This is a genomic window from Streptomyces sp. NPDC028910, from assembly GCF_055564955.1.
Map to the genome: position 1 here is coordinate 216040 of NZ_JBVHVF010000005.1, position 22307 is coordinate 238346.

General features: G+C 71.9%; 22 protein-coding genes. 7 read left to right on the forward strand and 15 right to left on the reverse strand.

The genetic code is table 11. The annotated features are described in order from the left end of the window. Positions 1 to 26 precede the first annotated feature (26 nt). Positions 27 to 698, reverse strand: a complete 672-nt coding sequence (gene nucS / locus ACZ4TV_RS09950; RefSeq protein WP_468132621.1) for an endonuclease NucS — start codon at positions 696 to 698, stop codon at positions 27 to 29. Positions 699 to 918: 220 nt separating this feature from the next. On the opposite strand from nucS, the gene ACZ4TV_RS09955 reads away from it, so the two are divergent. After that, on the forward strand, positions 919 to 1311 hold the full coding sequence (locus tag ACZ4TV_RS09955) for an SCO5389 family protein (RefSeq protein WP_030037139.1): 393 nt from the start codon (positions 919 to 921) through the stop codon (positions 1309 to 1311). A gap of 25 nt (positions 1312 to 1336) precedes the next feature. Here the strand turns inward: ACZ4TV_RS09955 and ACZ4TV_RS09960 are convergent, their stop codons facing one another. After that, the gene (locus tag ACZ4TV_RS09960) at positions 1337 to 2368 is read right to left on the reverse strand and encodes an LLM class flavin-dependent oxidoreductase (RefSeq protein ID WP_468132623.1); all 1032 of its coding nucleotides are present in this window, start codon (positions 2366 to 2368) and stop codon (positions 1337 to 1339) included. Positions 2369 to 2595: 227 nt separating this feature from the next. Here ACZ4TV_RS09960 and ACZ4TV_RS09965 point away from each other — a divergent pair, with 227 nt between their 5' ends. Continuing rightward, positions 2596 to 2922: an ATP/GTP-binding protein gene (locus ACZ4TV_RS09965; protein WP_326587972.1), complete on the forward strand. Its 327-nt coding sequence runs from the start codon at positions 2596 to 2598 to the stop codon at positions 2920 to 2922. 7 nt (positions 2923 to 2929) lie between these two features. Here the strand turns inward: ACZ4TV_RS09965 and ACZ4TV_RS09970 are convergent, their stop codons facing one another. The 7 genes from ACZ4TV_RS09970 to mce form a co-directional block, all read right to left on the reverse strand. Then, the gene (locus tag ACZ4TV_RS09970) at positions 2930 to 3763 is read right to left on the reverse strand and encodes an ABC transporter permease (protein WP_468132625.1); all 834 of its coding nucleotides are present in this window, start codon (positions 3761 to 3763) and stop codon (positions 2930 to 2932) included. Next, complete coding sequence (locus tag ACZ4TV_RS09975) at positions 3760 to 4911, reverse strand: ABC transporter ATP-binding protein (RefSeq protein WP_468132627.1); 1152 nt, start codon at positions 4909 to 4911, stop codon at positions 3760 to 3762. The genes ACZ4TV_RS09970 and ACZ4TV_RS09975 overlap by 4 nt, the downstream gene beginning before the upstream one ends. A gap of 153 nt (positions 4912 to 5064) precedes the next feature. Continuing rightward, positions 5065 to 5841, reverse strand: a complete 777-nt coding sequence (locus tag ACZ4TV_RS09980; protein ID WP_468132629.1) for an ABC transporter permease — start codon at positions 5839 to 5841, stop codon at positions 5065 to 5067. A gap of 2 nt (positions 5842 to 5843) precedes the next feature. Beyond that, entirely contained in the window at positions 5844 to 6875 is a 1032-nt protein-coding gene (locus tag ACZ4TV_RS09985) for an ABC transporter ATP-binding protein (RefSeq protein ID WP_468132631.1), read from the reverse strand. Between the two features lie 112 nt (positions 6876 to 6987). Next, positions 6988 to 7926 (reverse strand): coiled-coil domain-containing protein, encoded by a 939-nt coding sequence (locus tag ACZ4TV_RS09990; RefSeq protein WP_030708181.1) that lies wholly within the window; start codon positions 7924 to 7926, stop codon positions 6988 to 6990. Positions 7927 to 8122: 196 nt separating this feature from the next. After that, positions 8123 to 12778 carry a polarized growth protein Scy gene (gene scy / locus ACZ4TV_RS09995; protein ID WP_468132633.1) on the reverse strand — a complete coding sequence of 1552 codons (4656 nt, stop codon included), beginning with the start codon at positions 12776 to 12778 and terminating at the stop codon, positions 8123 to 8125. Between the two features lie 182 nt (positions 12779 to 12960). Beyond that, positions 12961 to 13389: a methylmalonyl-CoA epimerase gene (gene mce / locus ACZ4TV_RS10000; protein WP_229336428.1), complete on the reverse strand. Its 429-nt coding sequence runs from the start codon at positions 13387 to 13389 to the stop codon at positions 12961 to 12963. Positions 13390 to 13524: 135 nt separating this feature from the next. Here mce and ACZ4TV_RS10005 point away from each other — a divergent pair, with 135 nt between their 5' ends. Together ACZ4TV_RS10005 and meaB are read left to right on the forward strand one after the other, a co-directional pair. Next, complete coding sequence (locus ACZ4TV_RS10005) at positions 13525 to 14724, forward strand: acetyl-CoA C-acetyltransferase (protein ID WP_468132636.1); 1200 nt, start codon at positions 13525 to 13527, stop codon at positions 14722 to 14724. Between the two features lie 85 nt (positions 14725 to 14809). Continuing rightward, entirely contained in the window at positions 14810 to 15790 is a 981-nt protein-coding gene (meaB, locus tag ACZ4TV_RS10010; RefSeq protein ID WP_468132638.1) for a methylmalonyl Co-A mutase-associated GTPase MeaB, read from the forward strand. A 310-nt stretch (positions 15791 to 16100) separates the two neighbouring features. On the opposite strand, the gene ACZ4TV_RS10015 is transcribed toward meaB, so the two are convergent. The 4 genes from ACZ4TV_RS10015 to ACZ4TV_RS10030 form a co-directional block, all read right to left on the reverse strand. Then, positions 16101 to 16577, reverse strand: coding sequence for a MarR family winged helix-turn-helix transcriptional regulator (locus ACZ4TV_RS10015; protein WP_468132856.1), 477 nt, complete (start codon positions 16575 to 16577; stop codon positions 16101 to 16103). A 63-nt stretch (positions 16578 to 16640) separates the two neighbouring features. Then, on the reverse strand, positions 16641 to 17444 hold the full coding sequence (locus tag ACZ4TV_RS10020; protein ID WP_468132858.1) for an AIM24 family protein: 804 nt from the start codon (positions 17442 to 17444) through the stop codon (positions 16641 to 16643). 11 nt (positions 17445 to 17455) lie between these two features. Continuing rightward, positions 17456 to 18106 carry an AIM24 family protein gene (locus ACZ4TV_RS10025; RefSeq protein WP_468132640.1) on the reverse strand — a complete coding sequence of 217 codons (651 nt, stop codon included), beginning with the start codon at positions 18104 to 18106 and terminating at the stop codon, positions 17456 to 17458. Next, positions 18106 to 18744, reverse strand: coding sequence for an AIM24 family protein (locus ACZ4TV_RS10030; protein WP_468132642.1), 639 nt, complete (start codon positions 18742 to 18744; stop codon positions 18106 to 18108). The genes ACZ4TV_RS10025 and ACZ4TV_RS10030 overlap by 1 nt, the downstream gene beginning before the upstream one ends. A gap of 186 nt (positions 18745 to 18930) precedes the next feature. Here ACZ4TV_RS10030 and ACZ4TV_RS10035 point away from each other — a divergent pair, with 186 nt between their 5' ends. Together ACZ4TV_RS10035 and ACZ4TV_RS10040 are read left to right on the forward strand one after the other, a co-directional pair. Then, positions 18931 to 19275 (forward strand): DUF3817 domain-containing protein, encoded by a 345-nt coding sequence (locus tag ACZ4TV_RS10035; RefSeq protein WP_468132644.1) that lies wholly within the window; start codon positions 18931 to 18933, stop codon positions 19273 to 19275. Then, on the forward strand, positions 19272 to 19568 hold the full coding sequence (locus ACZ4TV_RS10040; protein WP_468132646.1) for an MTH1187 family thiamine-binding protein: 297 nt from the start codon (positions 19272 to 19274) through the stop codon (positions 19566 to 19568). Before ACZ4TV_RS10035 ends, ACZ4TV_RS10040 begins: the two co-directional genes overlap by 4 nt. Before the next feature lie 110 nt (positions 19569 to 19678). Here ACZ4TV_RS10040 and ACZ4TV_RS10045 read toward each other — a convergent pair whose 3' ends face one another. Then, a complete protein-coding gene (locus ACZ4TV_RS10045) occupies positions 19679 to 20125 on the reverse strand; it encodes an RICIN domain-containing protein (protein WP_468132859.1) in 447 nt (148 codons plus the stop codon). A 252-nt stretch (positions 20126 to 20377) separates the two neighbouring features. Between ACZ4TV_RS10045 and ACZ4TV_RS10050 the strand changes: the two genes are divergently transcribed. Next, on the forward strand, positions 20378 to 20740 hold the full coding sequence (locus ACZ4TV_RS10050; protein WP_468132873.1) for a hypothetical protein: 363 nt from the start codon (positions 20378 to 20380) through the stop codon (positions 20738 to 20740). Positions 20741 to 21169: 429 nt separating this feature from the next. Here the strand turns inward: ACZ4TV_RS10050 and ACZ4TV_RS10055 are convergent, their stop codons facing one another. Continuing rightward, positions 21170 to 22213, reverse strand: a complete 1044-nt coding sequence (locus ACZ4TV_RS10055) for a glycoside hydrolase family 6 protein (protein WP_468132648.1) — start codon at positions 22211 to 22213, stop codon at positions 21170 to 21172. Between the last annotated feature and the right edge of the window lie 94 nt (positions 22214 to 22307).

Genomic DNA, 22307 nt, shown 5'->3' on the forward strand with positions numbered 1-22307 from the left:
GCCGTTGCTTCAGGAAGACCGGACGATCAGAACAGCCGCAGCTTGTCGTCCTCGATGCCGCGCAGCGCGTCGTAGTCCAGGACCACGCAGTCCATCCCGCGGTCCGTCGCCAGGACCTTGGCCTGCGGCTTGATCTCCTGGGCCGCGAAGACGCCGCGGACCGGAGCCAGGTGCGGATCGCGGTTGAGGAGCTCCAGGTAGCGGGTCAGCTGCTCGACGCCGTCGATCTCGCCGCGGCGCTTGATCTCCACGGCCACCGTCGCGCCGGAGGCGTCCCGGCACAGGATGTCCACCGGACCGATCGCCGTCATGTACTCGCGCCGGATCAGCGTGTAGCCCTCGCCCAGCGTGTCGATGCGGTCCGCGAGGAGCTCCTGGAGATGGGCCTCGACGCCGTCCTTGATCAGCCCCGGGTCGATGCCGAGCTCGTGGGAGGAGTCGTGCAGGACTTCCTCCATGGTGATGATGAGCTTCTCACCCGCCTTGTTGATGACCGTCCACACACCGGCCTCCTCACCGCTCCCCTCTTTGAGGGTGCACGGCGGCGACATCCAGTTGAGCGGTTTGTACGCCCGGTCGTCCGCGTGGATCGAGACACTGCCGTCGGCCTTCACGAGGATCAGACGGGGTGCCGAGGGCAGATGGGCGGTGAGCCGGCCCGCGTAGTCGACGGAGCAGCGGGCAATGACGAGACGCATGGTCGGCAACGCTACTCGACGAGAAGGCCTCCACGCGATTCGCCCCTGAAAGCCCCCTTCGCCGATGGCGCGTTGTATGCGCATTCTCCTGGTGCGCCACCCATGGGGCGCCTACCGTGGTGAGCGGGAGGTTGCGGAGCGTGCACGCTGCGTCGCGGCCTCCTTCCCTGCCCGTAAGGCTCCGGCAACCCAATCAGCCGGGGTCGCGAGAGGAGAACCCATGTCGCTCGACGTCTCACCGGCCCTACTCGAACAGGCCGAGCGAGGCGAGGTCGACGAAGCCGCTTTCGTCGACTGCGTCCGGACCTCCCTGCCCTTCGCATGGGAGATGATCAGCTCGCTGGTGGCCCAGCTGAAGGTGGACGGCGGACAGTTCGCCGACAACCAGACGCCGCCGCCCGACGAGCAGGCGCGTGGCCAGCTGCTGCGCGCTCTCGCGAGTGACGCGATACGTGGTGCGCTGCAGCGGCACTTCGGAGTGCGCCTGGCATTCCAGAACTGTCACCGGGTGGCGGTCTTCCCGCTGGATCCCTCGGTGGACGACCGGTTGGCCAAGTTCACTTCGATCCGCGGTCAGCTGCTCAACCAGTCGCCGGAACTGCGGGACTGCTAGGCACAGCCGCCAGGCCCCGTAGGTCTCAGCCGAGGCGGGGCAGGACTTCGGCGCCGAGTCGTCGTACGTTCTCCTCCGTCGCGGCGAGATCGCCGGAGCCCTCCGTCAGGAGGGCGAAGCGCGTGATGCCCGTGCGTGCCGACGTGGCCGCCAGCCGGTCCGCCGCCACCTCCGGGGTGCCCACCGGGTGCAGGTCGCACAGCAGTTCCGTGTAGGCGACCGGATCCCGCATCGCGCGCACGCGGCCGTCCACCGTCACATGCGCGTCCAGGCCCTGTTTGAGCCAGCCCGGCATCGCCTTCAGCAGGGTCTCGCGCGCGTCCGCCGTGCGGTCCGCGATCTGGCACACCCCGGCGGAGACGTGCCCCGCGCCGGCCACGTGCTCCCGCGAGTGGCCCGCCGCCAGCGCGGTGCTGCGCCACAGCGCGACCATCTCCGCCTTGTTCTCGTCCCCGCAGTGCATGCCGAGCAGCATCGGCAGACCACGCTGCGCGGCCAGCCGTACCGACGCCGGCGAGGTGCAGGCCACGATGACCTCCGGCCCCGCGCCGTCCCCGTCCAGGGCCTCCGACGGCCGCGGTACGACGGCCACCTCGCGGAAGCCGTACCGCTCGCCGGCGGTTCCCACCCTCGCCTCCGTCAGCCAGCGCCGCAGCAGGTCCAGCGCCTCCGGGAAGCCGTTCTCGTACGAGTCCAGGCCGCCCCCGAATACCTCCAGGTCGACCCACGGCCCGCCGCGGCCCACCCCGAGGGTGAACCGGCCGCCCGAGGTCAGGTGCAGCAGTGCCGCCTGCTCCCCGAGGACCACCGGGTGCGTGCTCGGCAGCACGCTCACCGCCGTGCCCACCCGCAGTCGCCGGGTCCGGCCCAGCAGCAGGGCCGCCAGGGTCACCGCCGAGGGGCAGACCCCGTACGGGACGAAGTGGTGCTCGGCGAGCCAGACCGAGTCGAGCCCGGCCTCCTCGGCCACCTCGGCGGTCCGCACCGCCCGGTGCAGTGCCTCTCCCTGTCCCTGACCCGGGAACTGGGCCGCCAGTACAAACGCTCCTACGCGCATCGCCTTTAGCCTCCTCGCGGCTGACGCGGCCTCCCCAGGTGGACCGGTTTTCCTATGGCAACAACGTCTGACACGTGCCAAAGGCACGGGCTGACAGGAAAGTTATTGGGATTGTCTGGCCATTCCTCTTCGCGGGGCCGTCTTCCTCAGCCACCCTGCGGGTACCCGGTCTCGCTGCGCGTAGTCTGGGAGAAAGTCACTGCCGTCCGCCCCTCCGTGAGGTATACGTGTCACCGCGCAACAACCGCCCCAGGGGCGGCGAGACTCCGGACGAACGCCCCAGCACCGGCCTCGACCGCTACGGGCTGGAGCGCACCGAGGAGTACCAGGGCGAGGACTGGAAGGTCCGGCACGTGGCGGGCGCCAGCGCGGCGGGCAAGCGCTACCGCTGCCCCGGCTGCGACCAGGAGATCCCCTCCGGCACCCCCCACCTGGTGGCCTGGCCGGAGTACGGCGGCGTGGACGACCGGCGGCACTGGCACAAGGCCTGCTGGAACGCGAAGGACCGCCGCACCACGAAGGTGCAGCGGTCCCGCAACGCACCGCGGTACTGAGCGGGCTCTACACGTCCCGGCGGCCGACCGACATGTACGAGGCCGTCACCGCGGCCGCCGTGACCACGAGGATGATCGCCATGTGGGAGAAGTCGCTGGGCAGTCGGCCGATCTCGCTGCCGCTCGGCATGCCGAACAGCTGCATCAGCGCCACCGGCGCGTTGTGCTCGATGATCACCTGTCCGAGCGGTGCGACGGCCTCCCAGATGCTGAGCATCGCCCCTATCACCGGCGGCAGCGTGACGAGGCCCAGCATCACGGCGATGGCCCCGGCCGAGTGCCGCACCAGCGCGCCGATGGCGAGCGCGAGCACGCCGAGCAGAGTGACGTAGAAGCTGCCCGCCACCGCGCCGAACCACTCGCCCGCCGCGTGCCGTCCGGCTGCGGCGCTGTTGTGCGCGATCGCCCCGGCCACCCCGACCACGAAGACGGATCCCGTGGTCACGAGGAAGGCCGTGATGCTGAAGACGAGGTACTTGGCCGTGAGCACCCGGTGGCGGTCGGGGGCGGCGGTGAAGGTGGTCCGCGCGAGGCCGGTGGCGTGTTCGGAGGTGATCGTCAGGACGCCGAGCACGATCACCGCGAGCTGCCCGACCAGCAGACCGAAGAGCGCCGGCGTGGTGAAGGAGATCTCCGCGTAGTCCTGGTCCCGGGTCTGCAGGACGAAGAGCAGCCCGAAACCGACGACGGTGGCCACGAGCGAGCCCAGCGTCCACAGCGTGGAGCGGACCGAGACCATCTTGGTCCACTCCGAGGCCAGCGCGTGCCCCAGATGCGGCCGCGGCGTCGGCAGCGGCGAGCTGTAGGCCGCGGCGGTCCGCGCGCCGGAGGGGCTGGTCATCGGGCTTCCTCGGAGTCGTTCTCGGGGGCGTTCTCGGGGGCGTTCTCGCGGGCGGTCTCGGTGGCGCCGACGAGCTCGCCCGGGTTGCTGGGCATCAGGAAGGGCCGACCGCCCGCTCCGGGGGGCGGCGGGGCGTAGAAGCCCGTCTTCGGTACCTCCGGGGCCGCCGGCTCCTCCTCCCATGCCGGGAGGGTCAGCGGCTGCGGCTCCCACAGCTCGGCCCGCGGGTCGTCGGTGGAGGTGTACTCGACGGCCGACTGGGTCATCCGCATGTACGCCTCCTCCAGCGAGGCCCGGTGCGGTGACAGCTCCCACAGCCGTACGCCGGCCTCGTGCGCGAGGTCCGCGATGCGCGGCAGCTCCAGCCCCGTCACGCGCAGTGCTCCGCCGGGCTCCTGGAGGACCCGGCCGCCCGCCCTGGTGAGGGTCGTACCCAGCGTGTCCCGGCCATCAGGATCGGTGTCGGCCGCGCGTACCCGAGCGAATCCGGCCGAGTTGTGCGCGATGAACTCCTGGGTGCCCATGTCGGCCAGCAGCCGCCCCCGGCCGATCACGATCAGATGGTCCGCGGTCAGCGCCATCTCGCTCATCAGGTGCGAGGAGACGAAGACGGTGCGGCCCTCGGAGGCGAGCCGGCGCATGAGGTTGCGCACCCAGAGGATGCCCTCGGGGTCGAGCCCGTTGACCGGCTCGTCGAAGAGGAGCACCTGCGGGTCGCCGAGCAGGGCGGTGGCGATGCCGAGCCGCTGGCCCATGCCGAGCGAGAAGCCCTTCGTGCGCTGCCGGGCGGCGTCCTGGAGGCCGACCACGGCCAGTACCTCGTCCACCCGCCTCGTCGGGATCCCGGAGAGCTGGGCGACGGAGAGCAGGTGGGTGCGGGCCCGGCGGCCGCCGTGCACGGCCCTGGCGTCGAGCAGGGCCCCGACGTGCCGCTGGGCGTTCGGCAGCTCCCGGAAGGGGTGCCCGTTAATCGTGACCTGACCGGACGTCGGCCGGTCCAGGCCGAGGATCATGCGCATGGTGGTGGACTTCCCGGAGCCGTTGGGCCCCAGGAATCCGGTGACGTGACCCGGCTTGACCTGGAAGGACAGCTGGTCGACGGCGGTCTTGGCGCCGTAGCGCTTGGTCAGGCCGACTGCCTCGATCATCTTGCTGCCCCTTACCAGGCCGGGACGACTCTCGCCCGCGTAAGGGTTAAGAGGATAACGACGTTCCTATGGTTCCGTCCCGGGCCGGATCCCTGAGCTGCCCCTGAGACCGACCCGGGCATCACCCGTAGTCCCTGCGAAGGACGCCGGCCGTCAGGCATCCCTCTTCTTGAGGACGAGGTAGCCCCCGAGTACCGAGGCGGCCACCCACAGGAGCATGATCCCGAGACCGCCCCAGGGGCCGTAGGGCGTCTCGGTGCCGCCGAGGGCGTCCGGCACGATCTGCATGATCTTGGATCCGGCCTGGTCGGGCAGGTACTGGCCGTACTCACGAGTCGCCTCGAAAGCGCTGAGGAGGTTCGAGACGATCAGGAAGAACGGGATCAGGATGCTGATCGCAGCGACCGAGCTGCGCAGCATGGCGGCCACGCCCATGGAGAACAGGGCGAGCAGCGCCATGTAGAGGCCGGCGCCGATCACCGCGCGCAGGACGTTCGCCCCGTCGATGCCGATGCCGTGTTCCCCCAGGATCGCCTGGCCGAGGAAGAAGGACACGAAGCTGGTCAGCAGCCCCACCAGCAGGGCCAGCGCCGTGGCCACGGTGAGCTTGCCCAGCAGGAAGCCCGCGCGTCCCGGTACGGCGGCCAGCGAGGTGCGGATCATGCCCGAGCTGTACTCGCTGCTGACCACCAGCACCCCGAAGACGATCATTGCCAGCTGACCGAAAGTCATCCCGCTGAAGCTCAGCAGGGTGGGGTCGAACGTGGCCCGTTCCACCTCGCTCATGCTGTCGAAGCTCGCGCCGACCGCGGCGCAGAAGGCGGCACCGAAACCGATGGTGGCGATGAGGGCGATGGCGAGGGTCCAGCTGGTGGAGGCGACCGTACGGATCTTGGTCCACTCGGAGCGGAGGACGGGGGAGAAGGCCATGCTCACTCACCGCCCTTGCGCGTCGCGTCGTAACCGGCGCCCCAGGCCGGGACGTCGGCGGGCCGGGCCGGGTTGTCCGTGGCCATGCCGAGTGGGACCGCCGTGCCCGGTGCGCCCGGTGTGCCGGGCGCGTGGGCGTGGTACTCGACGGAGTCCGCCGTCATGCGCATGAACGCTTCCTCCAGTGAAGCCCGTTGCGGGCTGAGTTCGTGCAGCACGATCCGGTGCTGGGCGGCCAGCTCACCGAGCCGCTCCGGGTCCACGCCGTCGATCTCCAGCGTGCCGGTGGCGGAGACGGTGACGGCGTTGATCCCGGCCTCGTGCAGGAGGTCCTTGAGCTGCTCCTGCTGCGGCGAGCGCAGCCGGACGTAACTGCGCGCGTTCTGCTGGATGAAATCGGCCATCGACAGATCGGCCAGGAGCCGCCCTCGTCCGATGACGATCAAATGGTCTGCGGTCAGGGCCATTTCGCTCATCAGGTGGGAGGAAACGAAGATCGTTCTTCCCTCCGCCGCCAGGCCCTTCATGAGATTGCGGATCCAGAGAATTCCCTCCGGGTCCAGACCATTGACGGGTTCGTCGAACATCAGGATTTCCGGATCGCCCAGCAGTGCGGAGGCGATTCCCAGCCGCTGGCCCATGCCCAGCGAAAATCCTTTGGACTTCTTCCTGGCCACGGCCGTCAGGCCGACCAGGTCCAGCACCTCGGCGACCCGGCGCTCCGGGATCCGGTTCGACTGGGCCAGGCAGAGAAGGTTGTTGTACGCACTTCGGCCACCGTGCATGGCCTTCGCGTCCAGCAGCGCTCCGATGTACTTCAGCGGCTCCGGCAGGTCCCGGTAGTGCTTCCCGTCGATCCGGACCGTACCGCTGGTCGGGTTGTCGAGGTCGAGCATCATGCGCATGGTCGTGGACTTCCCCGCCCCGTTGGGGCCGAGGAAGCCGGTCACCACCCCCGGTCTGACCTGGAAGCTGAGGTTGTCCACGGCGGTGGTCGCGCCGAATCGTTTCGTAAGGTCCTCAAGCTCGATCATGCGGCCACGCTAGAACGACGAAGGGCCGTACGCCACCTCCGAAAGGTGACGCACGGCCCTGCTTTGGTCGTGAAACGGGCGAACCGTGCCGCCCGTCAAGCCCGACGCGGGGTCAGCGGCTCTGCTGCGCCGGAACGCCGCGACTGACCGGCTCGTCGTCCACGATCGGGTTGGCCGCCGCGACGGCCGCACCGGTCAGCGTCGCCAGCATCTCGCGGACGTTGGTCAGCTGCGCGTTGATCGAGTCGCGACGGTTGGTGAGCGCCGCCAGCTCGCGCTCGGACTCGCTGCGGATACGGTCCGCCTTGGCGTTGGCGTCGGCCACGATGTCCTCGGCCTGGCGCTGCGCGGTCTCCACGGTCTGGCGGGCACGGCGCTCCGCGTCCGTACGCAGCTTCTCGGCCTCCAGGCGCAGCTGCTCCGCGCGGTGCTCGATCTCCGCGAGACGCTTCTCGGCCTTGGCCTGACGCGAGGCCAGGTCGCGCTCCGACTGCTCACGGCGCTTGGCCAGGTTGGTCTCGAAGTCCGCGGCGGCCTGGGCGGCCTTGGCGCGGGTCTCCTCGAACAGCGCGTCGGCCTCCTCGCGCTTGGAGGCCGCGTCCTTCTGGGCCTCGGCGCGCAGGGTGGAGGCGTCGCCCTTGGCCTTCTCGACGATGCGGACGCCCTCGTCCTCCGCCTTCGACTTCCGGTCGGCGGCGAACGACTCGGCGTCGTTGCGCACCTGCTGGGCAGCCGACTCGGCGAGCTCACGGTGCTGCTCGGCCGCGCGACGGGCCTCCTCGCGCAGGTCCTTCGCCTCCTCCTCGGCCAGCCGCAGGATCTTCTCGACCCGGGCGCCGAGACCGGCGTACGACGGCTCCGCGTCGTTCACCTGGGCCTGGGCGTTCTGCGTCTCGAGGTGCAGCTCCTCGATCCGCTTTTCCAGAGAGTTGATACGTCCAAGGGCGCTGTCGCGGTCGGAGACCAGCTTGGTAATGCGGTCGTCCACCTGACCGCGGTCGTAACCACGCCGCACGAGCTCGAAGCCGAAGGGGGAGGAAGTGTCGCTCATGGGGTTCCTGTCGAATGAGACCGATGAGGTGCTACGTGAGGTGTTAAGGGGAATCCTAGGCGCCCGAGCGGCGTGTCATCGAGTCAATCCACGTTTGATCTGGACAATGACACCCCTTTTGAGTGGCAAGGCGGCAGAATGCTTGTCACCCGTTCGCCTGAACCTTCATCAGGTGCACACATTTCCGTGCATGTGGCTAGCCCTCCGACGACTTACCACCCGAACGAGTGGATCCTGCTGTCGCTGCGGCCTTCACGCCCCCCGCGCCCTGGCCACCGACCGCCGGCTTTCCGCTGCCCGAAGGCGCCTCGAATGATTCCAACGCCTCAAGAACGTCCTGGACACGGGAGATCTCCGCCTGAATGTCCTCGCGTCGGCGCACCAGGACCTCCAGCTCACGGCGGCCCTCCTCGACGAGCCGTTCGGCCTCCGCCTTCGCCTGCGCGAGGGCGTTCTCCGCCTCCCGGGCCAGTTCCGCCTTCTTCTGCTCGGCCTCCTTGAGCAGCGCCTCGGCCTTGCGCACCGCGGCGATGCGCACCTTGCTCGCCTCGCTGCTCGCGTCCGACACCAGCTCCTTGGCCTTCGCCTCGGCCTCGACGCTCTGCTCGGTCGCCGCCCGCACGAGCTTGTCCACGCGCTCGCCGGCCGACTTCATCTGCTCGGCCGACTCCCGGCGGGCCCGCTCGTGCAGCTCCTCGACCTCGCCCTCGACGCGGCTGCGCAGCTCCTCCGCCCGTTCCCTTATGGCCGCCGCGTCCGTGCGCGCGCCGACCAGCAGCTCGTCCGCGTCCGTACGGGCCTTCTCCACCAGGGAGTTGCCCTCGACGGTCGCCTCCGACGTGATCCGCGCCGCCTCCTTGCGGGCCGCGTCGACCATCGCGTCGGCCTGCTCCTCGGCCGCCGTGGTGGCGGCGAGGGCCTGCTTCTGCGCGTCGGTGGTGAGCTTCTCGGCTTCCGCCGAGGCCTCCGTGATGAGCCGGTCGACCTGCTCCGCGGCCTCGCTGCGGCGCTTGTTGGCCTCCTCGCGGGCCTCGTCCAGCAGCCGCTCGGACTCCGTACGGGCCTCCGAACGGATGCGCTCCGCCTCGGTCGCCGCCTCCGCCTTGACCCGCTCGGCCTCCGACCGGGTGCGGGCCGCGTGCTCCTGCGCCGAGGACAGTGCCTCCGAGGCGTCCGCGCGCAGCCGCTCGGCCTCGTTCGCGGCCTCGCCGACCGTCCGCTCGTTCGCCTTGCGGGTCTCGGCGGTGAGCCGCTCCGCTTCCGCGGCGGTCTCGGCCGTGAGCTTCTCGGCCTCCGCAGCGGCCTCGGTGATGAGCCGGTCGGCCTGCTCCGCGGCCTCGCTGCGGCGCTTGTTGGCCTCCTCGCGGGCCTCGTCCAGCGTCCTCGCGGACTCCTGCTCGGCGCTCGCCAGAGTCTCGTTGGCCGCGGCCGTGACGCGCTCCGCCTCCGCGGTCGCCTCGCCGATGATCCGGCCGCCCTCCGAGCGGGCGTCCTCCAGGACCCGGGCCGCCTCCGTGCGCAGCCGCTCGGCCTCCGCCGCGGCCTCCCCGACCGTGGCCTCGTTGGCCGCGCGCGTCTCGTCGACCAGCCGGTCGCCCTCGGTACGGGCGTCGACCAGGACGCGTGCCGCGTCCCGCTCGGCCGAGACCAGGGTCTCGGCCGCCTGGGCCGTGAGCCGCTCCGCCTTCGCGGTGGCCTCGGTGGTGAGCCGTTCCGCCTCGGCGCGCGCCGCGTCCAGCGTGCCCGCCGCCTCCGCGCGCAGCGCGTCCGCGAAGGCCTCGGCCTCGCCGACGGTGGCCGCGTTGGCGGCGCGGGTCTCCTCGGTGAGACGGTCCGCTTCCGCCGAGGCCTCGGTGATGAGCCGGTCGGCCTGCTCCGCGGCCTCGGTACGCAGCCGGTTGCCCTCGGCCCTGGCCTCGTCCAGCGTGCCGGCGGCCTCGGCGCGGGTGGCCTCCGCGGCCTGTGCCGCCTCGGCGGTGATCCGCTCGGCCCGCGCCTCGGCCTCGGCCACCATGGCAGCGTTCGCCGCCAGGGTCTCCGCGGTGATCCGCTCGGCCTCCGCCGTCGCCTCGGCCGTGATCCGGGCGCCCTCGGCGCGGGCGGCCTCCAGGGACTCCGCGGCCTCGCCGCGGATGCGGTTCGCGTCGTCGCGGGCATCGGCCCGGGTACGGGCCGCGTCCCGCTCGGACGCGGCCAGCGCGTCCGTCGCCTCGGTACGCACCCGCTGCGCGTACTCGGCGGTGTCGCTGCGCAGTTGCTCCGCCTCGGCGATCGCGTCGCCGACCGTCCGCTCCGCCAGCGCCTTCGCCGCGTCCGTCTCCGCGCGCGCCTCGCTGCGGATCCGGTTGGCGTCCTCGGTGGCCCGCTCCCGTTCCGCGTGGGCGTCGGAGCGGACCCGTCCGGCCTCTTCCTCGGCCTCCGTCCTCGTACGCTGCGCCGCGTGCTCGGCGGCGCTGCGCAGTCCGGCGACCTCCTCCTCGGCCTGCTCGTGCAGCCCGGCCACGGAGTCCCGTACCTGCTGGGCGGTGGCCTCCGCCGCCGACACCAGCTCCGACGCGCGGCGCTCGGCCTCCTCGGTCAGGCGGGCCGCCTCGGCCTGCGCCTCCTCCGAGCGGCGGCGGGCCGCGGCCAGCAGCTCCTCGCTCTGCTCGCGGGCCTGCGCCCGCTCCTGCTCCGCGTCCGTCCGGGCCGACGCCAGGGTCTCCTCGGACTCCCGGCGGCGCCGGGCGGCCTCCTCCTGCGCGGCGGCCAGCGCCTCGGCGGCCTCCGCGGCGACCCGCTCGGCCGCCGCCTTCGCCTCCGCGCGCAGCCGGTCCGCGGTCTCCTGCGCCTCCGAGCGCACCCGCTCGGCCTCGGCCTCGGCCTCGCCGCGCAGCCGTACGGCCACCTGCTCGGCCTCGGCGCGCACCCGGCCGGCGTCCTGCGCCGCGTCCGTGCGCAGCTGGTCCGCCTCCGCCTCCGACTGCGCCTGCAGGGTGCGGATCCGCTCCGCCGACTCGGCGCGCAGCCGGTCGGTCTCCTCCGCGGTCTCCCGGCGGATGTTCTCCGCCGCCGCACGGGCGTCGCGCAGGGTCTGCTCGGCCGTGGTCAGCCGGTCCTCGGCGTCCGTGTGCAGCCGTACGAGCTCCTCGTCGGCCTCCGCGCGCTTGGCGGCCAGCGCCTGCTCGGTCTCCTCGCGCCGCGCGAGGGCCGCCGCGTCCGCCTCGGCGCGTACGGCCTCGGCCTGCTCCTCGGCCTCGGCGCGCAGCCGCTCGGCCTCGGCGCGGGTCCGCTCCAGGGTCTCCTCGGCCTGCTTGCGTAGCGTGCCGGCCCGCTCCACGGCCTCGGCGCGGACCCGTTCGCTCTCGGCGGTCGCCCCGCCGCGCAGCTCGTCCGCGTCCGCCTTGGCCTTGCCGAGCAGTTCCTCGGCGGTCCGGGCCGCCTCCTCGATCTGCTGGACCGCCTCGCGGCGGGCCTCGCCCCGGATCCGCTCGCCCTCGGCGACGGCCTCCGCGCGCAACTGCTCGGCCTCGCCGCGCAGCCGCCGGGCCTCCTCCTGGAGCTCGACCGTGCGGGCCCGGTACTCCTCGGTGTCGTCCTTCGCGGCGCCCTTGAGCTCGTCGGCCGTGGCCGCCGCCTGGAGGCGCAGCCGGTCGGCCTCCGCCTCCGCCTCGCGGCGGATCCGCTCGGCCTCCTCGGACGCGGCCCGGGTGGTGGCCCGGGCGTCCTCCGAGGCCCTGTTCAGTACGTCCTCCGCCGTGCGGGCGGCCTTCGCCAGCTGCGCCGCCATGTCCTCGGCCGCGGCCGTACGGGCCTTCTCGCCGGCCTCGGTGCGCAGCCGCTCGGCCTCCGCGCGGGCGTCGGCCAGGGCCTGCTCGGCCTCCGCCTTGAGGACCTCGGCCTCCTTGGTGGCCTCGCCGACCAGCCGGGCGACCTGCTCCTTCGCGGTACGGGTGCGCTGCTCGTTGACGGACTCCGCCGACGCGAGCTGCCGGGACGCGCTCTCCTTGGCCTCCGCGAGGACCCTTTCGGCCTCGGCCCGGGCCTCGCGCAGCGCCGACTCGGCCTCCTGCGCGCGGGACTCGGCCAGCCGGCCGAGGTCGATGGTCTGCTGCCGGGTCTGCTCGGCCTCGGCGGAGGTGGTGGAGCGCAGCCGCTCCGCGTGCTCGCTGGCCTCCTGGGCCTGCGCGGAGGCGGCGGTCAGCAGCCGCTCGGCCTCCTTGCGGGCGCGCAGCAGGGTGGCCTCGGCCTCGGCGCGGGCGGCCTCGGCGTCGGCGGCCATCCGGCGCCGGGTCTCCTCGGCGACCCGGGCGGCCTCGGCGCGGGCGGCGTTCAGGGACTGCTCGGCCTCGGCGCGGGACTCCTCCATGAGCCGGCGCGCCTGGGCCTCCGTACGGGCGCGCAGCTGCTCGGCCCAGGCCACGTTCTCGTTGACGTGCGCCTCGACGGTCTGGCGGCGCTCGCCCAGCTCCTGGTCCAGGCGCTGGCGGCGGTTGACGGCCTCGGCGTGCAGTTCGGCCTGCAGGCGCGCCTGGTGCTCGGCGTGCTCCTGGAGGATGCGCTGGGTCTGCGCCCGGGCGTCGCGCAGCTCGCGCTCGGCGTCGGAGCGCATCTGGTCGGCCTGGATCTGGGCATTGCGGAGCAGCTGCTCCGCCTGGTATCCCATGTCCGCGCCGTCGTAGGCGGGGCGGGACGCCAGAGACCGGCGTACCTCGTGGAGCTTGGCGCGCAGCACCTCGACCTGGTATCCCAGGTCCTCAGCGTGCTGGACGGCCTTCCCGCGCTCCTTCTTCAGCCGCTCCATCTCGGCCTCGAAGCGCGAGAGATGGTCGGCCTCGGCCTGATGGCTCTCCTGGCTTTCGTAGCCCCGCACAGCGCGGTCCCATCCGTCCCCTGGTCGCAAGCTCACTCCCAAATGAGCATCGCTCGCCCGCTGAACGACGCCCCCAGGGAATGGTGTCAGATACCGGGGCAAGGGTCACAGGACCAGACCCCCGTCTCCGCACCGAACCCCGGCCGAGCCATGGCCACTCTACCGGCCGGGGAATGGCGGCATCAGTGGTCGGGGTTGGAGGTGACGAGCTCGGTCAGGACTCCGTGGCAGTCCTTGGGGTGCAGGAAGGTGATCGAGGAGCCCATCGAACCCGTGCGGGGCTGGTCGTAGAGGACGCGGACGCCCTTGCCGCGGATGGCCTCCGAGTCGCCCTGGACGTCCTCGGTGCCGAAGGCGATGTGGTGGACCCCCTCGCCGTTCTTGGCCAGCCACTTGCCCACCGCGGAGTCCTCCCGGGTGGGCTCCAGGAGCTGGAGGTAGGAGGCGCCGCCGTCGGACGTCTCGTTGATCTTCAGCATGGCCTCGCGGACACCCTGCTCCTCGTTGACCTCGGTGTGGAACACCTCGAAGCCGTACGTGGCACGGTAGAACTCGACAGTTTTGTCCAGGTCGAAGCAGGCGATCCCGATGTGGTCGATTCTTGTCAGCATGGGGACAGTGCACCGCCGAAGGGGGTGGTAACGCAACGTGCGCGCGATCACACCGGCAGCCCGGTGACCGCTGCGGTACCGCCCAGTACATTCACGTAAACCCTCGTTCACTCCTCATCCAAGGGGCTGTGCCTCATGTCCGGATCGAACAACACCACTTCTGTGATCGTCGCCGGGGCCCGCACGCCCATGGGGCGCCTGCTCGGCTCGCTCAAGTCCTTCTCGGGGGCCGACCTCGGCGGTTTCGCCATCAAGTCCGCGCTGGACCGGGCCGGAATCTCCGGCGACCAGGTGCAGTACGTGATCATGGGCCAGGTGCTCCAGGCCGGCGCCGGCCAGATCCCCGCCCGCCAGGCGGCGGTCAAGGCCGGCATTCCGATGAACGTGCCCGCCCTCACCATCAACAAGGTGTGCCTCTCGGGCCTGGACGCGATCGCGCTGGCCGACCAGCTGATCCGCGCGGGTGAGTTCGACATCGTGGTCGCGGGCGGTCAGGAGTCCATGACCAACGCCCCGCACCTGCTGCCCAAGTCCCGTGCGGGCTTCAAGTACGGCGCCATCGAGATGCTCGACGCGATGGCCTACGACGGTCTCACCGACGCCTTCGAGAACATCGCGATGGGCGAGTCCACGGAGAAGCACAACACCCGCCTCGGCATCGAGCGCGCCCCGCAGGACGAGTTCGCCGCCGCCTCGCACCAGCGGGCCGCGGCCGCGCAGAAGAACGGCGTCTTCCAGGCCGAGATCACCCCGGTCGAGATCCCGCAGCGCAAGGGCGAGCCGGTGGTCTTCGCGGAGGACGAGGGCATCCGTCCCGAGACCACGGCGGAGTCCCTCGGCAAGCTGCGTCCCGCCTTCGCCAAGGACGGCACGATCACCGCCGGCACCTCCTCCCAGATCAGCGACGGCGCGGCCGCCGTGGTCGTGATGAGCAAGGAGAAGGCCGAGGAGCTCGGCCTGGAGTGGATCGCCGAGATCGGCGCCCACGGCAACGTGGCCGGCCCCGACAACTCCCTCCAGTCGCAGCCGTCCAACGCGATCCTGCACGCCCTGAAGAAGGAGGGGCTGGAGGTCTCCGACCTGGACCTCATCGAGATCAACGAGGCCTTCGCGGCGGTCGCCGTGCAGTCAATGAAGGACCTCGGGGTGACCCCGGAAAAGGTGAACGTCAACGGTGGCGCCATTGCCCTGGGGCACCCGATCGGCATGTCCGGCGCCCGTGTGGTGCTGCACCTGGCGCTGGAGCTGAAGCGCCGCGGCGGCGGGGTCGGCGCGGCCGCGCTGTGCGGTGGCGGTGGCCAGGGTGACGCGCTGATCATCCGCGTCGCCAAGTAGGCGCGGCGCCGGAGCCCAGGCGCAGGACCGGCCGGGGCCCGGCGGCCTGCCCGTACCCGTAAGAGAACCGAGGAGCGCAGCACGTATGACGGCGGTGGACGTCCCCCAGCTGGTGGCCCAGGCCCGTGAGGGCCGGCCGAGAGCGGTGGCCCGGCTGATCTCGCTGGTCGAGGGGGCGTCCCCGCACCTGCGCGAGGTGATGGCGGCCCTGGCCCCGCTGACGGGCGGGGCGTACGTGGTGGGGCTGACCGGTTCGCCGGGCGTCGGCAAGTCGACCTCGACCTCGGCGCTCGTGTCCGCGTACCGCAAGGCCGGGAAGCGGGTCGGCGTCCTCGCCGTCGACCCGTCCTCGCCCTTCTCGGGCGGGGCGCTGCTCGGCGACCGGGTGCGGATGTCGGACCACGCCTCGGACCCGGGCGTCTACATCAGGTCCATGGCCACCCGGGGACACCTGGGCGGGCTGGCGTGGGCCGCCCCGCAGGCGATCCGGGTGCTGGACGCGGCCGGCTGCGAGGTGATCCTGGTCGAGACGGTCGGGGTCGGGCAGTCGGAGGTGGAGATCGCCTCGCAGGCCGACACCTCGGTGGTGCTGCTGGCTCCCGGGATGGGCGACGGGATCCAGGCCGCGAAGGCGGGCATCCTGGAGATCGGCGACGTGTACGTCGTCAACAAGGCGGACCGGGACGGCGCGGACGCGACGGCCCGGGAGCTGAACCACATGCTGGGGCTGGGGGAGGCGCGCGGCCCGGAGGACTGGCGGCCGCCGATCGTGAAGACGGTCGCGGCCCGTGCGCAGGGCATCGACGAACTGGTCGAGGCGCTGGAGAAGCACCGGGCGTGGATGGACGAGCGGGGCGTGCTGGCCGAGCGGAGGGCTGCGCGGGCGGCGCGGGAGGTCGAGACGATCGCGGTGACGGCGTTGCGGGCGCGGATGGCGGATCTGCATGGGGATGCGCATCTTGATGCGCTGGCCGCCAGGGTTGCCGGGGGCGAGCTGGATCCTTATGCCGCGGCGGACGCGTTGCTGGCGACGCTGACCGAGGCCGAGGCCGAGGCCGAGGTTTAGGCCTGGGCCTGGGCCGGTGGGCCGGTGCGGCGCCGTTGCCGGGGGCGCTGCCCCCGGAGCCCCCGCGCCTCAAACGCCGGCGAGGCTGGAATGTGCCCGGCGGGGCCGGATTGTGCCCGGCGGGGCCGGATTGTGCCGGCCGGGCTGAAAGATCGGGGCTCCGCCCCGGACCCCGCGCCTCAAACGCCGGCGAGGCTGGATTTGCCCCGGCGGGGCTGGAATGGCCCGGTAGGGCTGGATGTGCCCGGCGGGGGCCGGCAGTGGGCGGGTAGCGCCCGTTCTGCGGCCGGCCGCCGCCGAGTGGGCGAGGTCAGACCTTGCCGCGGTTGCCCCGGAGGTGTTCCGCGACCGGGGTCAGTGACGCGTGCAGCGCTGCCAGGTCCTCCGGCGACAGCAGGTCGATGAAGTGCTGGCGGACGGACGCCACGTGGTGCGGGGCGACCTTGCGCATGGTCTCCATGCCCTGCTCCGTGAGGACCGCGTACAGGCCGCGGCGGTCGGACTCGCAATTCACCCGGCGGACCAGGCCCGCCGTCTCCATTCGCGTGATCTGGTGCGACAGCCGGCTCTTGGACTGCAGCGTGGCGGTCGCGAGATCGCTCATCCGCATCCGGTGGTCCTGCGACTCCGAGAGGTTCACCAGGATCTCGTAGTCGTTGTTGGTGAGTCCGAAGGGCTGGAGATCCTTTTCCAGCTGGTGCATCAGCAGTCTGCTGACGTCCAGGTGGGTGCGCCAGGCGCACTGCTCGGCATCGGTCAGCCAGCGCGTGGCCGTCTCGGTCTCCATGGTCTCCATGAATGAACTCTACCTAAGAAGTTGAATTACGTACAAAGATCTGACATCACGGGGTCACAGTCCGAAGCGGCGCTGAAGATCACCCAGCTGTCCCGGCATCCGCGGTACGCCCGACTGCCCCATCGGGCCCTGACCGGCCCCCGGAACGCCCTGCGCGTCGCCCCTGGCCGCCCCGGCGCCGACCGTGCCGACCGCCTGCTCCGCCATCAGCATCTCCGACGACTGCAGCAGCACCGTACCGGCCCCGACGAACTCGAACTGGTGCTCCTCGCCCGAGCTGCCGCCGATGCCGGTCAGCGAGCGCAGGCCGCCCAGCACGCCCGACATGTAGCCGTGGTCGTAGTGGTGGCACGGCGACGGGCAGTCCGCCCAGCCCACCAGCGCCTGCGGGTCCACGCGCAGCGGCGGCTCCATGAACACCACCGGTCCGTTGGACGCCGCCACGAACTTCCCGGTTCCGATCAGCGTCAGGAAACCCGGGACGATCGACTGCTTCAGGGCGAGGGAGGGCTGGTACGCGAGCAGGTTGCCTGACCGGATCGTCAGGTTCCCGTTCTCCAGGTCGTACGAGTTCACATCAAAGGCCCGGTCGGCCAGCAGCATCTTGCCCTGACCCTCGGCCACCACCCAGTCACTCGCGTGCAGCGGCGAGTGGAAGCTGGTGCGCAGCAGACGGTCGAAACGCCCGTTGCCGATGCCGTTGAACTCGATGTGCCCGTAGTACGAGATCATCTTGCCCTTCTGCAGGAACCACTGGCTCCCCTTGAGCTCCACGCAGAAGGTGTACGGGTTCACGTTGTCGTCGGAGGGCAGCGTGTACGGGTCGAAGACCGTCGGGCCGCCGGGTCCGCCGGTCACAGGGCCAAAGTTCACAGCTTCTCCTCGGAGGCCTGTACGTACACCGCGCCCTGGCCGGACAGCTCCAGCTGGAACGCCTCGCCCGAGCCGCGTCCCACCATGTCCCGCCAGCCGAGCGCGGTGGAGAGCTTGTTGCGGACGTCGCCGTGGTGGGCGACGTACGCCTGCGGGTCCACGTGGACCGGCCGCTGGGGCGTGATGGGGAGCTCGATGACCCCGCCGTGGGCCATCACGGCGACCGAGCCGTGGCCCTTGAGGGTGGTGGTGAACAGGCCCTGGCCGGTCACCTGGCCGCGGACCATGCCCATGACCCCGCCCTGGGAACCCATGAACATCGTGCCCTGCTGGAGGGTCCCGTCGAAGGCGAGCAGCCGGTCGGCCTCGACGTAGAGGGTCTCGCCGGTCAGGTTGATCACCTGGATGTGGTGGCCGCCGTGGCCGAACATCACCGTGCCGCTGCCCTCGACCTCCATCAGCGGGGTCTGCTCGTTCGCCACCCGGCGCCCGATCATGCCCATGACCCCGCCCTGACCGCCCGTCAGGCTCGGGGTGAAGGAGACCTCGCCGCGGTACGCGAGCATGGCGCCGCGCTGGCTGAACATCTTCTGGCCCGGGACGACCTGCGCCTCGACCATCTTCGAGTTGATCTCGCGGAACGGCATCAGATGTCGCCCCCGACGGTGTTGCGCTCGCTGGGCTGCACGTAGACCAGGCCCTCGCCCTCGAAGCGGATCTGGAACGCCTCGCCGGAGCCCTCGCCGATCAGCGTGCGGAAGTTCACACCGGACTGGAAGGACTGCTGGAGGTTGCCGGTGTGCGCGATGTACGCCCCCGGGTCGACGGACAGCGGGTACTGGGCGCTCACGCGCAGCACCACCGCCGGACCGTCGGACATGATCGCCGCCTGGCCCGAGCCCTCGACGGTCGTCGTGAACAGGCCGTTGCCCGACGTCGCGCCGCGCAGACCGGTGAAGGTCGTGCCGGTGCGCAGCCCGGCGTCGGTGCACAGCAGGTTGCTGGACTCGACGTAGAGCTTCTCGCCGCGCAGATCGACCAGATTGATCTCGCTGGCGCGGTCGGCGAAGAAGCAGGTGCCGTGCCCCTGCACCTCCATCACCGTCATCTGTTCGCCGGTCAGCCGGCGGGTCACCATGCCGCGGAGGCCTTCGCCACCGCCGGTCATCTTCTTGAAGGCCATCTGCCCGTCGTACGCGACCATGGAGCCGTTCTTCGCTTTCACGGCATCCCCGGTCAGGTCGACGGCGAGCACCTTGCTGCCTTGGAGTCGGAACTGAGCCACGGGATGACGTTATCCGCAGTGGGCGAACCCGAACAGGGCCCCTTGGCCGATATGTGACACACCCGGGCGGTATGGGCCCGATGCCGGGGCCGTCCCGGCCGCCGCGGAGGGGAGGGGCCGGGTCAAGATCCCGCAAAGCGGCTGAGACACTGGGACGGACCCTGGCCTCCACCCCGAAGGTTCCACGTGGACATCAAGACCGCCTCCGCCCTGCACCGACTGCGCCTCATCTCCGTCCCGGAGGCGCTGTCGTTCCCGGCCCTGCTGATCTTCGGCTCGCTGCTGAGCCGGATCTCGGACATCGACTACCTGATGATGCCGCTCGGTGTCATCCACGGAATCCTGTTCGTCGTCTACGCGGTCTTCCTGCTGGATGTCTGGAACAAGGCGAAGTGGCCGGTCAAGAAGGTCGTGCTGTTCCTCGTGCTCGCGCTGCTGCCCTTCGGCGGGCTGTACGGGGACAAGCTGCTCAAGCGGGACGAGGCCGACAGCGTGATAGCGGCGCGGGCACGCGAGGCGGCCGAGGCGTGATCGTCGCGTTCTCGGTGACCCCGCTGGGGGTCGGTGAAGAGGTCGGCGAATACGTCGCCGACGCGGTCCGGGTGGTCCGCGAGTCCGGACTGCCGAACCGCACCGACGCCATGTTCACCACCGTCGAGGGCGAGTGGGACGAGGTCATGGACGTGGTCCGGCGCGCGGTGGCCGCCGTCGAGGAGCGGGCGCCCCGGGTCTCCTTCATCCTGAAGGCCGACATCCGTCCTGGGGTCCGCGACGGGATGACCTCCAAGGTCGAGACGGTGGAGCGGCACCTCGCCGAGGGCTGACGCGCACCGCCGTCGTCGTTCTTCTCTCTCCGAAGCGCCTCTGGCCTGCCGGCCGGGGGCGCTTTCGCGTGCGGGGGCCGGGGCGGGGTGCCGCGAGGACGGCCACAGCACTAGGTGCGCCAGAGCAGCCAGGGGGCGGTGGTGCAGGACGCCTGGAGGGCCTGGTCCAGGTTTCCGCCGTTGGGGCGCACCGAGACGCACTTTCCGCTGTTGCGGTTGACCAACTGCCAGGCTCGGTAGGGGGCGTCGTAGCGGAAGGTCCAGAACTGGTCCGGGAAGAGGCGGGTCTCGTCGTCCCCGCACAGGTACTGGGTGATCAGGGCGTCGTCCGAGGTGCGGGCCGCGTCGACCGACAGGCACAGTCCGCTGTACTGGCTGCGGATCGCGTAGACGGTTCCCTCGGGGCCGGTGGCCTCGGCGGTGAGCTTCCAGAACTGGTCGAAGCTCGCACCGCAGCCGGTCTGCACGAGCCCCTCGGAGGGCAGGGTGCTCCCGCGATCGGGGGACAGGCACATCCTGCTGCCCACGTTGGTCAGCCGGAACAGCCCGTCCGGCAGTGCGGGCGGGCCCTTCGGGGTCTCCGGGGAGGCAGGGGAGGCAGGTGAGGCCGGGGGTGAGGCCGGGGGTGAGGCCGGAGGGACGGAGACGGGGCGACGGGCCCGGACGGCGTGGGCCCGAGGAACCGCGGTGCGCCGGCCGACGCGCTCGGAGCCGGAGTCGGAGCAGTCGGCGCCGGAGTCGGTGACGGGACCGGGCCGGGTGAGGTACCCGCGGGGACGGGAAAGGGGGCCGGGCCGGGAGACACCTCCGTGCGCGGCGCCGTACTCGCGGCCGAGGCCGTGGCGTACTGCCGGGTGAGGAGGACGGCCACCGCCGCGGCGGTGACGGTGGTGATGCCGAACAGCGCGGCCGTGGCCAGCGCGACCAGCGAGAACCCCCGCTCCCGCGTGCGCCGGCGCGGGGAAAGCACCGGGACGGCGGCCTCCGGAGCTTCGTCGACCGTCCCCGTCCCCGCCTGCGCCACGGTGACCGCCGCCGTGGACGAGGTGTCCACGCGTTCCAGGACGACCCCGTCGCAGCCGTCCTCCCGTATGTCCTGCCACAGCCGCACGACCTCCGCCCGCCGGTGGTCGAGCGCGCTGCCCACCAGGGCCAGCGCGAGCGACAGATGATCCGCGCGCCTGAGCGGTACTCGCCCCACAGCGTCTTCCCGCCGCCGTAGCGCTCCGCCAGCTCACGGACCGTCAGCGAGTCGGTCATCGCCCGCCGGAACCGCGCGAGGGCGTTCGCCGCGTCCGTCGGCCCTCTCATCGCCCCCTGTGGACGGCCCGCCTTCCCCATGGCTCCCCCTGGTGTCCGCGGACCACACGGGTCCAGCCCGTGCCCCGGAGCGGCTCAGGGAACACCGACGGTCCGCGACCGTCCACAGCCGTGTTCCCCCGGTGTCTCGAAAGCGGCAGGGGGAGCAGCGGGAGCGGCCGCGGCCCGGGGGTCACGACGCCGAGGTGGCCGCACTCGTCCCGCGCGGGGCCGGGAGTGGTGGGGGCGGGGCGGACGTGGGGGGAGGCCCGACCCCCGACGTGGGAATGGCCGGTTCCGCGTCACTCCCTGGCGCGCCGGGCCAGACCCAGGGCGTAGTCGGGCCACCACGTGCCGGCCGCCGGGCCGCCCCGGCAGGGTCCGTCGGACTCGCCGGGCCGCTTGATCCAGAGGTATGCGTCGACGAGCGGGTCGCCCGTCCGGTCGGTCGGCGGCGTCCCGAGGGCGCGCCCCGGCGGATTGCACCATGTCTGGTTCCGGTCGCCGGGCAGCGGCCCCTCGCCGTTGCGGCTGGTGTCGATGACGAAGTGCTTGCCGCGGGTGGCCTTGGAGAGCTTGGCGCCGTACGCCCGGGCGGCCGCGTCGGGCTGGAAGTCCGAGACGTTGACGGCGAAGCCGTCGGCGCGGGCGAGGCCCGCTGTGAAGAGCGGCTCGACGAGGTCCGTCGCGTCGGGGATCCGGGCGGGACTGCCGGCGCCCAGATAGACCTTCGTGTTCCGGTTCTTCTTGAGCCGGTCGACGGCCTCCGAGAGCAGGCGGTAGCGCTCCGCGCGGTGTTCGGGCCGGGTGCAGCCGTCGATGACGTGCGCGAGGGCGTCCGGCTCCAGGATGACGACGGCGTTGGTGGCGGCGACGGCGTCGGCGAAGGCGCCGATCCAGCCGCGGTAGGCCCGGGCGTTCGCGGCGCCGCCGGCCGGGTGCGGTCCGCAGGCGCGGTGAGGGATGTTGGACGCGGCGAGCAGCAGGGTCCGCCCGGTGGCCCGGGCGCCCGCGGCGGCCCGGCGGATCTCGGGCCCGGGGTCGCCGGCCGGTCCCCACAGGGTCATCGGCCGGTCCGCGATCCTGCGCAGCACTTGGGCGTCACTGTTGCGGCCCGCCGCCTCCCAGGCGGCGACCTGCCGGGCGGCGGCGCTGCGCGGGTCCACCCAGAACGGGGACTCGCCGGTCGCACCAGCGGCGGGGGAAGGGGCCCGGGGCCCGGCGGCGGGAGTCCCCGGCCCGGGGGCGGACGCGCCGCTGCACGCGGGGGCCGCCGCGAGCAGCAGGAGGAGGCCGATGACGGTGGCGGGACTTCTGAAACGCGGCCTGGGAGCGGCGGGGGGCATCCGGCTTCCTCGGGACGAAGGGTCGTGCAGCGGACCGGGATACCGGCATATGGTGACATGACGGACAGTCGGCACGGCTGCGCGACACCGCGCG

Coding starts and splice junctions, on each gene's coding strand:
- nucS (WP_468132621.1), bottom strand. CDS start 698: ATGCGTCTCGTCATTGCCCGCTGCTCCGTCGACTACGCGGGCCGGCTC.
- ACZ4TV_RS09955 (WP_030037139.1), top strand. CDS start 919: ATGTCGCTCGACGTCTCACCGGCCCTACTCGAACAGGCCGAGCGAGGC.
- ACZ4TV_RS09960 (WP_468132623.1), bottom strand. CDS start 2,368: ATGCGCGTAGGAGCGTTTGTACTGGCGGCCCAGTTCCCGGGTCAGGGA.
- ACZ4TV_RS09970 (WP_468132625.1), bottom strand. CDS start 3,763: ATGACCAGCCCCTCCGGCGCGCGGACCGCCGCGGCCTACAGCTCGCCG.
- ACZ4TV_RS09975 (WP_468132627.1), bottom strand. CDS start 4,911: ATGATCGAGGCAGTCGGCCTGACCAAGCGCTACGGCGCCAAGACCGCC.
- ACZ4TV_RS09980 (WP_468132629.1), bottom strand. CDS start 5,841: ATGGCCTTCTCCCCCGTCCTCCGCTCCGAGTGGACCAAGATCCGTACG.
- ACZ4TV_RS09985 (WP_468132631.1), bottom strand. CDS start 6,875: ATGATCGAGCTTGAGGACCTTACGAAACGATTCGGCGCGACCACCGCC.
- ACZ4TV_RS09990 (WP_030708181.1), bottom strand. CDS start 7,926: ATGAGCGACACTTCCTCCCCCTTCGGCTTCGAGCTCGTGCGGCGTGGT.
- mce (WP_229336428.1), bottom strand. CDS start 13,389: ATGCTGACAAGAATCGACCACATCGGGATCGCCTGCTTCGACCTGGAC.
- ACZ4TV_RS10005 (WP_468132636.1), top strand. CDS start 13,525: ATGTCCGGATCGAACAACACCACTTCTGTGATCGTCGCCGGGGCCCGC.
- meaB (WP_468132638.1), top strand. CDS start 14,810: ATGACGGCGGTGGACGTCCCCCAGCTGGTGGCCCAGGCCCGTGAGGGC.
- ACZ4TV_RS10015 (WP_468132856.1), bottom strand. CDS start 16,577: ATGGAGACCGAGACGGCCACGCGCTGGCTGACCGATGCCGAGCAGTGC.
- ACZ4TV_RS10025 (WP_468132640.1), bottom strand. CDS start 18,106: ATGCCGTTCCGCGAGATCAACTCGAAGATGGTCGAGGCGCAGGTCGTC.
- ACZ4TV_RS10055 (WP_468132648.1), bottom strand. CDS start 22,213: ATGCCCCCCGCCGCTCCCAGGCCGCGTTTCAGAAGTCCCGCCACCGTC.